General features: G+C 74.2%; 13 protein-coding genes and 1 pseudogene. 12 read left to right on the top strand and 2 right to left on the bottom strand.

The features are described 5' to 3' along the window. From ICW40_RS11180 to arc, 3 genes are all read left to right on the top strand, one after another. Positions 1 to 197 (top strand): hypothetical protein (locus ICW40_RS11180; protein WP_221653913.1); only part of this gene is annotated, 197 nt, incomplete at its 5' end. A gap of 196 nt (positions 198 to 393) precedes the next feature. Further along, positions 394 to 1,341 carry a tRNA (adenine-N1)-methyltransferase gene (locus ICW40_RS11185; protein ID WP_308121753.1) on the top strand — a complete coding sequence of 316 codons (948 nt, stop codon included), beginning with the start codon at positions 394 to 396 and terminating at the stop codon, positions 1,339 to 1,341. Positions 1,342 to 1,489: 148 nt separating this feature from the next. After that, complete coding sequence (gene arc / locus ICW40_RS11190) at positions 1,490 to 3,232, top strand: proteasome ATPase (protein ID WP_221653921.1); 1,743 nt, start codon at positions 1,490 to 1,492, stop codon at positions 3,230 to 3,232. Positions 3,233 to 3,302: 70 nt separating this feature from the next. Here the strand turns inward: arc and ICW40_RS11195 are convergent, their stop codons facing one another. Next, positions 3,303 to 3,707: a helix-turn-helix transcriptional regulator gene (locus tag ICW40_RS11195; protein ID WP_221653923.1), complete on the bottom strand. Its 405-nt coding sequence runs from the start codon at positions 3,705 to 3,707 to the stop codon at positions 3,303 to 3,305. 55 nt (positions 3,708 to 3,762) lie between these two features. Between ICW40_RS11195 and ICW40_RS11200 the strand changes: the two genes are divergently transcribed. The 9 genes from ICW40_RS11200 (at position 3,763) to hisF (ending at position 11,377) form a co-directional block, all read left to right on the top strand. After that, the gene (locus tag ICW40_RS11200; RefSeq protein ID WP_221653925.1) at positions 3,763 to 4,119 is read left to right on the top strand and encodes a hypothetical protein; all 357 of its coding nucleotides are present in this window, start codon (positions 3,763 to 3,765) and stop codon (positions 4,117 to 4,119) included. 35 nt (positions 4,120 to 4,154) lie between these two features. Then, positions 4,155 to 5,864: a depupylase/deamidase Dop gene (gene dop, locus ICW40_RS11205; RefSeq protein WP_308121751.1), complete on the top strand. Its 1,710-nt coding sequence runs from the start codon at positions 4,155 to 4,157 to the stop codon at positions 5,862 to 5,864. Between the two features lie 154 nt (positions 5,865 to 6,018). Next, a complete protein-coding gene (locus tag ICW40_RS11210; RefSeq protein WP_221653963.1) occupies positions 6,019 to 6,213 on the top strand; it encodes a ubiquitin-like protein Pup in 195 nt (64 codons plus the stop codon). A 6-nt stretch (positions 6,214 to 6,219) separates the two neighbouring features. Then, the gene (prcB, locus tag ICW40_RS11215) at positions 6,220 to 7,059 is read left to right on the top strand and encodes a proteasome subunit beta (protein ID WP_221653932.1); all 840 of its coding nucleotides are present in this window, start codon (positions 6,220 to 6,222) and stop codon (positions 7,057 to 7,059) included. Next, a complete protein-coding gene (gene prcA / locus ICW40_RS11220) occupies positions 7,056 to 7,883 on the top strand; it encodes a proteasome subunit alpha (RefSeq protein WP_221653940.1) in 828 nt (275 codons plus the stop codon). The genes prcB and prcA overlap by 4 nt, the downstream gene beginning before the upstream one ends. Position 7,884: 1 nt before the next feature. After that, on the top strand, positions 7,885 to 9,246 hold the full coding sequence (gene pafA / locus ICW40_RS11225) for a Pup--protein ligase (RefSeq protein WP_221653950.1): 1,362 nt from the start codon (positions 7,885 to 7,887) through the stop codon (positions 9,244 to 9,246). A 73-nt stretch (positions 9,247 to 9,319) separates the two neighbouring features. Further along, complete coding sequence (locus ICW40_RS11230) at positions 9,320 to 9,625, top strand: hypothetical protein (RefSeq protein ID WP_221653951.1); 306 nt, start codon at positions 9,320 to 9,322, stop codon at positions 9,623 to 9,625. A gap of 127 nt (positions 9,626 to 9,752) precedes the next feature. After that, on the top strand, positions 9,753 to 10,604 hold the full coding sequence (locus ICW40_RS11235) for an FKBP-type peptidyl-prolyl cis-trans isomerase (RefSeq protein WP_308121752.1): 852 nt from the start codon (positions 9,753 to 9,755) through the stop codon (positions 10,602 to 10,604). Positions 10,605 to 10,606: 2 nt separating this feature from the next. Beyond that, complete coding sequence (hisF, locus tag ICW40_RS11240; protein WP_221653958.1) at positions 10,607 to 11,377, top strand: imidazole glycerol phosphate synthase subunit HisF; 771 nt, start codon at positions 10,607 to 10,609, stop codon at positions 11,375 to 11,377. A 22-nt stretch (positions 11,378 to 11,399) separates the two neighbouring features. Here the strand turns inward: hisF and ICW40_RS11245 are convergent. Further along, positions 11,400 to 11,581: pseudogene (locus ICW40_RS11245) on the bottom strand (TIGR03085 family metal-binding protein); the annotation flags it as partial.

Below are 11,581 nucleotides of genomic sequence, written 5' to 3' on the forward strand. Positions count from 1 at the left end.
GGACACCGCTGAGCGCGGTCGCCCGGACGCTGCCGGCCCAGTGCGTCGTCGACGCGCGTCTCGCGGGGGCCGACGCGCTCCGGGCGGTCGCGACCGCCGCGGCGTCGTCGCCCGTGCTCGTCGTCGTCGACGCCGGCGACGTGCTCGGGCTGCTGCACGCGCGGGACGTCGTCGCGGCGCTGCGCGACCCCGCCTGACCTCACCGCGCGCCACCTAGACTCCACCCCCGTGACCGACGCCGACCAGACCGACGCGCAGCCGAGCGGGCAGCCGACAGTGCAGCACCTCGAGCAGCACCTCGAGCAGCCCCTCGAGCAGCCCGCCCACGAGGGCGAGGGTGCAGCGACCGCCGAGGACCCGACGGGCCGGCCGGGGCGCCCCACGGGCGCCGACGTGCGCCGCGGACCGCTCCGCCTCGGCGACCGCGTGCAGCTCACCGACCCGCGCGGCCGGCTGCACACCATCACGCTCGCCGAGGGCGCGACGTTCCACACCCACAAGGGCTACTTCCGCCACGACGAGCTCATCGGCGCACCGGAGGGCTCGGTCGTGACGTCCACCGGCGGCGTCGAGTACCTCGCCCTGCGCCCCCTGCTCTCCGACTACGTGCTGTCGATGCCGCGCGGCGCGGCCGTGGTCTACCCCAAGGACGCCGGGCAGATCGTCGCGATGGCCGACATCTACCCGGGTGCCACGGTCGTCGAGGCCGGCGTGGGCTCGGGCGCCCTGACGATGTCGCTCCTGCGCGCCGTGGGCGACGGCGGCCGGCTGCACTCGATCGAGCGGCGCGAGGACTTCGCGGCGATCGCCCGGGCGAACGTGGAGGGCTTCTTCGGCGCACCGCACCCCGCCTGGACGCTCGACGTGGGCGACCTCAGCGAGGTGCTGCCGCGGACGGCGCCGCCCGGGACGGTCGACCGGGTGGTGCTCGACATGCTCGCGCCCTGGGAGAACGTGGACGCGGTCGCCGCGGCCCTCGCGCCGGGCGGCGTGCTCGTCGCCTACGTGGCGACCACGACGCAGCTGTCCCGGCTCGCCGAGGACCTGCGCGACGACGGCCGGTTCACCGAGCCGCAGGCGTGGGAGTCGATGGTGCGGGGCTGGCACCTCGAGGGCCTCGCGGTGCGGCCCGAGCACCGCATGGTCGGCCACACGGGCTTCCTGCTCACGACGCGCCGGATGGCGGGGGGCGTGGCCGCCCCCGTGCGCCGGCGCCGTCCGTCCAAGGGCTACTCCGCGCAGGAGGAGGAGTGGACGCCCGAGGACCTGGGCGAGCGCGCGATCTCCGACAAGAAGGTGCGCCGGGTTCGGCGCGACCTCGGGGCGGCGCCGGAGGCCTGACCGAGGCCGGACCGACGCCTGGCGGAGGCCCGTCCGTCACGGCGGCCGTCCGACACGGGCTGGACGTGGCTGCACGACGTCGGACGTGCGGCTTAGGGTCGTGCTGAACGCCGTGCCGGACGACTGCCGAGCGCCTGCGGGAGGCACCATGACCGACGGACCCGATCGCGCACCAGCGCGTCACACCTCCGACGAGGGAACGGCCGCGCCCGCCCGGCACGAGGCCCCGGAGCCGACGGCGCCGTCGCGCCCCGGCTACGGCGCGTCCACCGGCTACGCGGGGGCCGGGGTGGACCCGCGGCAGGCCGCGCTCCTCGCGGCGAAGAACGAGCGCCTGGCCGACGCGCTGCGCCAGGCGCGGGACCGCATCGTCGAGCTCCAGGGGCAGCTCGAGGACCTGGGCAAGCCCCCGGCGACGTTCGCGACGTTCCTCGCGGCGCGTGAGGACGGCTCGGTCGAGATCATCTCCTCGGGCCGCAAGATGCAGGTGCAGACGGCGCCCGCGGTCGACGTCGAGGCGCTGCGACCGGGCCAGGAGGTCAAGCTCAACGAGGCGCTCACGGTGGTCGAGGCCGGCCGCTACGAGGCGGTCGGCGAGATCGTCACGGTCAAGGAGCTGCTGGGCGAGGACCGTGCGCTCGTGGTCGGCCGTGCCGACGAGGAGCGGGTCGTGCGCCTCGCCGGTCCGCTGCTCGCGGGGCACGTGCGCGTCGGGGACGCGCTCACGGTCGAGACGCGCACGGGGTTCGTCTTCGAGCGGATCCCGCGCTCGGAGGTCGAGGAGCTCGTCCTCGAGGAGGTCCCCGACATCGACTACACGGACATCGGGGGCCTGGGCCCGCAGATCGAGCAGATCCGCGACGCGGTCGAGCTGCCCTTCCTGCACCCCGAGCTGTTCCGCGAGCACGGCCTGCGGCCGCCGAAGGGCGTGCTGCTCTACGGCCCGCCCGGCTGCGGCAAGACCCTCATCGCGAAGGCCGTCGCGCGCTCGCTCGCCGAGACCCGGGGAGCGGCGAACGGCGGTGCGCCGGCGAAGAGCTACTTCCTCAACGTCAAGGGCCCCGAGCTGCTCAACAAGTACGTCGGCGAGACCGAGCGGCACATCCGGCTGATCTTCGCCCGCGCCCGCGAGAAGGCGTCGCAGGGCAACCCCGTCGTCGTCTTCTTCGACGAGATGGAGTCACTGTTCCGCACGCGCGGCACGGGCATCTCGAGCGACGTCGAGACGACGATCGTGCCGCAGCTGCTGAGCGAGATCGACGGCGTCGAGCGGCTCGACAACGTCATCGTCATCGGCGCCTCGAACCGAGAGGACATGATCGACCCCGCGATCCTGCGGCCGGGCCGCCTCGACGTCAAGATCAAGATCGAGCGCCCGGACGCCGAGGCGGCGCGCGAGATCTTTGCCAAGTACCTGACGCCGGACCTGCCGCTGCACCCCGACGACCTCGCCGAGCACGGGGGCGACCCTGCGGCCACCGTCGACGCGATGATCCAGTCCGCGGTCGAGCGCATGTACGCCGAGTCGGCGGACAACGAGTTCCTCGAGGTGACCTACGCGTCGGGGGACAAGGAGGTCCTCTTCTTCAAGGACTTCAGCTCGGGCGCGATGATCCAGAACGTCGTCGACCGCGCCAAGAAGTCCGCGATCAAGGACTTCCTCGCGACCGGCTCGCGCGGCATCCGGGTCGAGCACCTGCTCGTCGCGTGCGTCGACGAGTTCAAGGAGAACGAGGACCTGCCGAACACGACCAACCCGGACGACTGGGCCCGCATCTCCGGCAAGAAGGGCGAGCGCATCGTGTTCATCCGGACGATCATCCAGGGCAAGGGCGGCAAGGAGAGCGGGCGCACGATCGAGACGCTCACGCCCACCGGCCAGTACCTCTGAGGTCCGGGCCGCCGCCGGGGCCGGGAGACCTGGGCTGACGGGTGGCGCCCGGGCCTTCGGCCGCCGGACCTCAGGCGATGCCGCGTGACAGTGCGGTCGCCAGCTTGCGCATCGCCGAGCCGGCGCTCGGGCTCGCCGTGGTCCCGACGAGCGCGAGCGCCGACATCCGCGCGCCGGCCTCGGCGACGTCGAGCTCCACGCGCAGCACCGCGGGGGCGGGCGCCAGGCTGACGCCGCCGGTGCGGCCGCGCCGGACGGCGAGCGGCACGCCGCTGGTGCGCAGCCGCTCGACGTCCCTCGCGACGGTGCGTGCCGAGACGCCCAGCTCGCGCGCGAGCGTCTCGAGGGTGACCGGCTCGCCACGTGCGGCGTGGAGGCGTTCGACGAGCCACTGCTGGCGCTCCGCGCGGCGCAGGGCCAGGTGACCGTCGCGCGACGCCGCCGCGAGTGCCGTGCGCGCCGTCCGCTCGTCCACGACGCCAGGAAACCACGACACCGGCGTGTCCGGATGCCTGCCTAGCGTGGGTCGCATGACGCACATGAACGACGACGTCGACCGGTTCTTCGAGCGGTACGCGGCCGCGCTGCTGGCGCGCGACGAGGCGGCGGTCGCCCGCATGTACGCGGTGCCCGGCCTGATCCTCTTCCCCGGCGACGCCATCCCGGTGACCGACGTCCGCCAGAGCGAGCAGTTCTTCGCCGCGTCCTGGGGGCAGTACGAGGGCGTGGACTCGATGGAGCGGCGGGTGGTGGTGATGGCCGAGGCGCCGGGCAGCGTCTGGGTGGACGTGACCTGGACCTACGGCGACCGCGGCGAGCGCTTCTGCTACCAGCTCGTCCGCGACGCCGACGGTCTGCGCATCGCGGTCCTCACGCCGCTCGGCTGACGCGGCTGCCGCGCCCCGGCCACTACCCTGACCGGGTGACGGTGCGCAGGGTGATGGGGATCGAGACCGAGTACGGGATCGTCCAGCCCGGGCGGCCGCAGGCCAACCCGATGCTGCTGTCGAGCCACGTCGTGGCCGCCTACGCCGCTGCCGCCACCCCCGACGGCCACGGCCCCAGGGCTCGGTGGGACTACGCCGACGAGGACCCGCTCGCCGACGCGCGCGGCTTCCGCCTCCAGCGGGCCGCGGCGCACCCGTCGCTGCTGACGGACGACCCGGAGCACGCCGCGCCGGCGGGTCCGGTCGCCCACCGCCCGTCCGAGGCCGGTACCTCCGCGCCCGGGGGAGCCGGCGCCGGGGGAGCCGACGCCGCTGGCGGGCCGGGCGGCGGAGGGCTCGACGCCGCCGCCGTCGACCGGCCGGCCGTCGAGGAGTACGAGGACCCGGGCGCCGCGACGACCATCCTCACCAACGGCGCGCGCCTGTACGTGGACCACGCGCACCCCGAGTACTCCTCGCCCGAGGTCACGACGCCGCTCGACGCCGTGCGGTGGGACAAGGCGGGCGAGCTCGTCATGCTGCGCGCGGTGCGGCTGCTCACCGCGAACCCCGCGATGCCCGACGTCGTGCTGTACAAGAACAACGTCGACGGCAAGGGCGCCTCGTACGGCACCCACGAGAACTACCTCGTCGACCGGTCGCTGCCGTTCGAGGACCTCGTCGCCGTGCTCACGCCGTTCCTCGTCACGCGGCAGGTCTTCACCGGCGCCGGGCGCGTGGGCATCGGCCAGGCCGGCCAGCACGCCGGGTTCCAGCTCTCCCAGCGCGCCGACTACATCGAGGCCGAGGTCGGTCTCGAGACGACCCTGCGCCGGCCCATCGTCAACACGCGCGACGAGCCCCACGCGGACCGCACGCGCTGGCGCAGGCTGCACCTCATCATCGGCGACGCGACGCTCCTCGAGGTCTCGACGTACGTGCGCCTCGGGACGACGTCGCTCGTGCTCTGGCTGGCCGAGCACGCGGCCGAGCACCCCGAGCTCGTCGAGCGCCTCGTCGACCTGCGGCTGGCCGACCCCGTCGGCGCGGTGCAGCAGGTGAGCCGGGACCTGACGCTCACCGCGCGCCTCGAGCTCGCCGACGGCCGCCGCCTCACCGCGCTCGAGGTGCAGGCCGAGTACGTCCACGCCGTCCGGACGGCGCTGGGCGCCGGCACGGACGCCGCGGTCGAGGACGCCGCGACGGCCGACGTGCTCGACCGGTGGGCGTCGCTGCTCGACCGGCTGGGGCGCGACCCCGCGCTGTGCGCACGCGAGGTCGAGTGGGTCGCGAAGCTCCGCCTCCTGGAGGCGATGCGCTCGCGGGACCGGATCGCGTGGGACCACCCCCGCCTCGCCGCGATGGACATCCAGTGGTCCGACGTGCGGCCCGAGCGCGGGCTGTACCACCGGCTCCTCGCGGCGGGCGCCGTCGAGCGGCTCGTCGCCGAGGACGACGTGACCGCCGCCGTCACCGAACCGCCGTCGGACACGCGCGCCTACTTCCGCGGGACGGTCGTGCGGCGCTTCGGCGACCAGGTGCGTGCGGCCTCGTGGGACTCCGTCGTGCTCGACGTCCCGTCGCTGCCGAACCTGCGCCGCATCCCGCTGCGGGACCCGCACCGCGGGACCGCGGCGCACGTGGCCGCGCTGCTGGACGAGTGCGCGGACGCCGGGGAGCTGGTCGAGCGCCTCGCGGGCGGCTGAGCGCGCCGTCGGACGGCCGGTCCGTGCCCGCGGCGTCCTGCGCTGTGGGCGGACACGCGGCGGACCGACCTGACCCAGCCGATCACTCGTGCCTAGGATCGACACGCGCGGCGACAACGCCGGCAGGGGCACGACGCAGCACCGGGAGGTCACCATGGCCGGTCAGGACCAGCGGCGGGACGATCGCCACGACGAGGAACCCGCCGACCTCCCCGAGCCGGCGCCCGCGGCCCCCGCTGCCCAGGCGCGTGACGCCGAGGTCGACGCGCTGCTCGAGGAGATCGACGAGGTGCTGGAGTCCAACGCGGAGTCCTTCGTGCGCGGGTTCGTGCAGAAGGGCGGTCAGTGAGCCTCGATGAGCCAGGACCTCCCCGGCCGCCTACCGCGGTCCTTCACGACGCCCGGCACGTCCTCGTTCCTCGACTTCCTCGCGACGCACGACCCGTCGCTCCTGCCGCACGGGCGCGCGCTGCCCGCGGGTGAGGCGCCGGCGCTGACGGCGGTGCCGCACGCGACGACGATCGTCGCGCTGACCTACGACGGCGGCATGGTCATGGCGGGGGACCGCCGCGCGACCGCCGGCTCGATGATCGCCAGCCGGCACATCGAGAAGGTGTTCCCCGCCGACGAGTACTCGGCCATCGGCATCGCGGGCACCGCGGGCCTCGCCCTGGAGCTCGTCCGGCTGTTCCAGCTCGAGCTCGAGCACTACGAGAAGATCGAGGGCACCCTGCTCTCGCTCGACGGCAAGGCGAACCGCCTGGCGACCATGGTCCGGGGCAGCCTCGGTCTCGCGATGCAGGGGCTCGCCGTCGTGCCGCTGTTCGGCGGCTACGACCTGCAGCGCGAGAAGGGCCGGATCTTCTCCTTCGACGTCACGGGCGGCCGGTACGAGGAGACCGAGTACCACGCCGTCGGCTCCGGCTCGACGTTCGCGCGCGGCTCGCTCAAGAAGCTGTGGTGGCCGGGGATGAACGCGGGCGACGCCGTGCGCACCGCCGTGCACGCGCTCGTCGACGCCGCGGACGACGACTCCGCGACCGGCGGGCCCGACGCGACGCGGCGCATCTGGCCGGTGGTCGCCGTCGTGAGCGCCGCCGGCTACCTGCGCGTCGAGGACCACGCGCTGTCCGACGTCGTGACCCAGATCGAGGGTCTGCGCCGCGCCGAGGACCACGGGGGAGTCGTCCGATGAGCATGCCGTTCTACGTCTCGCCCGAGCAGCTGATGAAGGACCGCGCGGACTACGCGCGCAAGGGCATCGCGCGCGGGCGCTCGGTCGTCGTCCTGCAGTACGACGACGGGATCGCGTTCGCGACCGAGAACCCGTCCCGTGCGCTGCACAAGATCTCGGAGATCTACGACCGGATCGCGTTCGCCGCCGTCGGCAAGTACAACGAGTTCGAGAACCTGCGGGTGGCCGGCGTCCGGTACGCCGACCTGCGCGGCTACTCCTACGACCGGGCGGACGTCAACGCCCGGGGGCTGGCGAACGCGTACGCCCAGACGCTCGGCACGGTGTTCACGACGGAGTCGAAGCCGCTCGAGGTCGAGCTGGTCGTCGCCGAGGTGGGTGTCACGCCCGAGACCGACCAGATCTACCGCCTGAGCTACGACGGCTCGGTCGCGGACGAGCACGGCCACGTCGTCATGGGCGGCCAGGCGGAGACCCTGTCGGTCGCGCTCGGCGAGAGCTGGGAGCCCGGGATGGATCTCGCGGGCGTGGTGCGGCTCGCGGTCCGGGTGCTCGGCTCGACGGCCGACGGCGAGGACCGCACGCTCAGCCCGCAGCAGCTCGAGGTCGCGGTCCTGGACCGCACGCGACCGCGGCGGGCGTTCCGGCGCCTGCCGGCGCCGCTCCTGGCCGAGCTCCTCGGTCGGGACCAGGCGGCGGGCGAGGCCGACGGCCGGCACGGCGCCGCCGAGGACGCCGCGCAGGAGCTCGCGGAGCGCCCGGTGCCCGGGGAGCCGGCCACGACCGACGCGGGCGCCGACGAGGCCACGGACGAGCAGGTCTGACGTGGACCGCCGGATCTTCGGGCTCGAGACGGAGTACGGCGTCACGTGCGCCGTCGAGTCCGGCCGCGGCCTGTCGGCGGACGAGGTGGCGCGGTACCTGTTCCGCAAGGTGGTCGCGTGGGGGCGCTCGTCCAACGTCTTCCTGCGCAACGGGTCGCGCCTCTACCTCGACGTCGGCTCCCACCCGGAGTACGCGACCGCGGAGTGCGACGACGTCCGCCAGCTCGTCGCGCACGACCGCGGCGGCGAGCGCATCCTCGAGGGCCTCGTGGTCGACGCCCAGCAGCGCCTCAAGCACGAGGGCGTCCCCGGCACCATCCACCTGTTCAAGAACAACACCGACTCGGCGGGGAACTCCTACGGCTGCCACGAGAACTACCTCGTGCGCCGCCAGGGCGACTTCGGGCGCCTCGCAGACGTGCTCGTCCCGTTCCTCATCACGCGGCAGGTCCTCACGGGCGCGGGCAAGGTGCTCCCGACCTCGCGCGGCGCGCAGTACTGCCTGTCCCAGCGGGCGGACCACATCTGGGAGTCCGTCTCGAGCGCGACCACCCGGTCGCGGCCGATCATCAACACCCGTGACGAGCCGCACGCCGACGCCGAGTCCTACCGGCGGCTGCACGTCATCGTGGGCGACTCCTCGATGTCCGAGACCACGACCCTGCTCAAGGTGGGGGCCACCGACCTCGTCCTGAGGCTCGTCGAGGCGGGTCTGCCCATGCGCGAGATCGCGCTCGAGAACCCCATGCGGGCGATCCGAGAGATCAGCCACGACGTCACCGGGAGCGCGCCCGTGCAGCTCGCCAACGGGCGCACGGCGACCGCGGTCGAGATCCAGGAGGAGTTCCTCGCGCGCGTGCAGGACCACGTGGCGAGCTCCGTGGAGCTGACCCCGGTGATCAAGCAGACGCTCGACCTGTGGGAGCGCGGGCTACGGGCCGTGAGGTCGGGCGACCTGTCGCTGGTCGACCGCGAGCTCGACTGGGTGATCAAGCTCCGGCTCATCGAGCGGTACCAGGCGAAGCACGACCTGACGATGGACGACCCGCGGATCGCGCGCCTCGACCTCGCGTACCACGACATCTCGCGCACCCAGGGGCTGTACAACCTCCTCGCGGCGCGGGGGATGGTCGAGCGGGTCGTCACCGACCTCGACGTGTTCGAGGCGACCGCGGTGCCGCCGCAGACGACGCGCGCGAAGCTGCGCGGCGACTTCGTCCGCCGGGCGCAGGAGGCGCGGCGGGACTACACGGTCGACTGGGTGCACCTCAAGCTCAACGACCAGGCGCAGCGCACGGTGCTCTGCAAGGACCCGTTCCGCAGCGTCGACGAGCGGGTCGACCGCCTGCTCGAGTCCCTCTGACGGGGCGCCCCCGCCGGCCGGGACGGGTCGGAGGTCCCACGGTGGTGCCACCGGGGGCACCGACCATGGAGGGGTGATCCTCGTCGACACCCTCACCTACGACCGCAGCACGAGCGTGCTCACCGCGCGCTACCGCGCCCTCAGCGCCCCGCGGTGGGCCGCGTACCAGTACCGCGGCGTGTCCCCGGACGAGTACGAGCGGGTGCGTGCGGCGGGTCCGCGGCGCGCGATCACGATGGCGAAGGAGATCGCCCCGGCGCACCCGTGGCGGCGCGTCGGCGCCGAGGCCTGGACGGCGCCGGGAGCGGCCGACCAGCCCGGTCCGGTCGAGGTCCTGAGCGGCGTCGGGCCGCGGTCGCGGGTGGCCTCGCGCCGTTGACGGCGGCGCCGCGGTGCCACGCGAGGCGCCGCGCCGGGGCACCTCCACCGGCCGTTACAGTGGTCCGCCGTGGGCGCGGGCCCACGGAGCGGGAGGGAGCAGCGTGCACCGTCGTGTCCTGGCTGCCGTGGCTGCGGTCGCGCTGACCCTGCTGGCCGCGTGCACGCCGGACCCGGAGCCCGCCCCCGAGGTGACCGTCACGGGTGAGCCGGGCGCGATGCCCGACCTCGAGTACGAGATGCCGCTCACGGTCGAGGAGCCCGTGGTCGAGGTGATCTGGGAGGGCACGGGCCCGGAGCTGGTGGAGGGCCTGCCCGTCCTCGTCGACTACTACGCCGAGGCCGGCGGCGACGGCACGGTCGTGGGGGAGACCTTCTCGGGCGAGCCCAAGCCCTACCTGCTGACGGCCGAGGCGCTCGGCCTCGACATCTTCGAGGCCCTGCGCGGCCAGCAGGTCGGTGCGCGCGTCCTGCACCTCGTGCCCCCGGCCGAGGGCCAGTCCGCACCCACCGTGGCGGTGTTCGACCTGCTCCCCACGCGCGCCGACGGCGAGCCGGTCGAGCCGCGCGAGGGGATCCCGACGGTCGAGCTCGACGAGCACGGCGCACCGTCGATCACGGTGCCCCAGGCGGAGCCGCCCGCCGAGCTCGTCGTCCAGCCCTTGCTGCGCGGCGACGGGCCGCAGGTCGAGCCCGGGCAGGTCATCACCGTGCAGTACACGGGTGTGCGCTGGTCGGACGGCTCCGAGTTCGACTCGAGCTGGGGTCCCGGCAAGCTCCCCGCACCCTTCCCGATCGGCGTCGGCTCGGTGATCGAGGGCTGGGACACCGGCCTCGTCGAGCAGACGGTCGGCAGCCAGGTGCTGCTCGTCGTGCCGCCGAGCCAGGGCTACGGCGGCACGGACAACGAGCTCGCCGCCGAGACGCTCGTGTTCGTCGTCGACATCCTCGCCGCCAGCGGCGGCCCGACGGAAGGCTGACCGTGGCTCCCGCCGTGCGCGTCATCCCGTGCCTCGACGTCGACGCGGGTCGCGTCGTCAAGGGCGTCAACTTCGCCGACCTGCGCGACGCGGGCGACCCGGTCGAGCTCGCGCGCCGCTACGACGCCGAGGGCGCCGACGAGATCACCTTCCTGGACGTCTCCGCGTCGTCCGGGGACCGCGAGACCACGTACGACGTCGTGCGACGCACGGCCGAGCAGGTCTTCGTGCCGCTCACGGTGGGCGGTGGCGTCCGCTCGACCGACGACGTCGACCGCCTGCTGCGCGCGGGTGCCGACAAGGTCGGCGTCAACACCGCCGCGATCGCGCGTCCCGAGCTCATCAGCGAGATCGCCGAGCGCTTCGGCAGCCAGGTGCTCGTGCTCTCGGTCGACGCCCGGCGCGTGGTCGACGGCGCACCGACGCCGTCGGGCTACGAGGTCACGACGCACGGGGGACGCCGCGGCACGGGCATCGACGCGGTCGAGTGGGCCGTCCGGGCCGTCGAGCTCGGAGCCGGCGAGGTCCTCCTCAACTCGATGGACGCGGACGGCACGACGGCCGGCTTCGACCTCGAGATGTTCGCCGACGTCCGGTCGCGCGTCACCGTCCCGCTCATCGCGAGCGGCGGCGCGGGGACCCCCGAGCACTTCGTCGCCGCGGCGCGGGCCGGCGCCGACGCGCTGCTCGCGGCGAGCGTCTTCCACTTCGGCACGCTCACCGTCGGGCAGGTCAAGGACGAGCTGCGGGCCGCGGGCGTCGCCGTCCGCTGACCCGGGTGGTGACCGGGAGCCGTCAGGCCCGCGTCGCGAGGGCCGCCACGGCCGCGTCGTCGCCCTCGAGCTCGACCGCGGCCGCACCGCGGCGGCCGAACGCGTGCAGCACGACGTCGTCGAGCGCGCCGCGGACGACGACGTCGCCCCGCTCGGTCGCCCTCGCCACGCGCGCCTCGCCCTCGGGCGTGCTGAGCACGACGC

It is taken from the genome of Actinotalea ferrariae, from assembly GCF_019733465.1.
Classification (GTDB): domain Bacteria; phylum Actinomycetota; class Actinomycetes; order Actinomycetales; family Cellulomonadaceae; genus Actinotalea; species Actinotalea ferrariae_A.

Excerpts from the sequence above, each read along its gene's own strand:
- arc (WP_221653921.1), top strand. The coding sequence starts at position 1,490 with ATGACCGACGGACCCGATCGCGCACCAGCGCGTCACACCTCCGACGAG.
- ICW40_RS11200 (WP_221653925.1), top strand. The coding sequence starts at position 3,763 with ATGACGCACATGAACGACGACGTCGACCGGTTCTTCGAGCGGTACGCG.
- ICW40_RS11210 (WP_221653963.1), top strand. The coding sequence starts at position 6,019 with ATGGCCGGTCAGGACCAGCGGCGGGACGATCGCCACGACGAGGAACCC.
- prcB (WP_221653932.1), top strand. The coding sequence starts at position 6,220 with ATGAGCCAGGACCTCCCCGGCCGCCTACCGCGGTCCTTCACGACGCCC.
- prcA (WP_221653940.1), top strand. The coding sequence starts at position 7,056 with ATGAGCATGCCGTTCTACGTCTCGCCCGAGCAGCTGATGAAGGACCGC.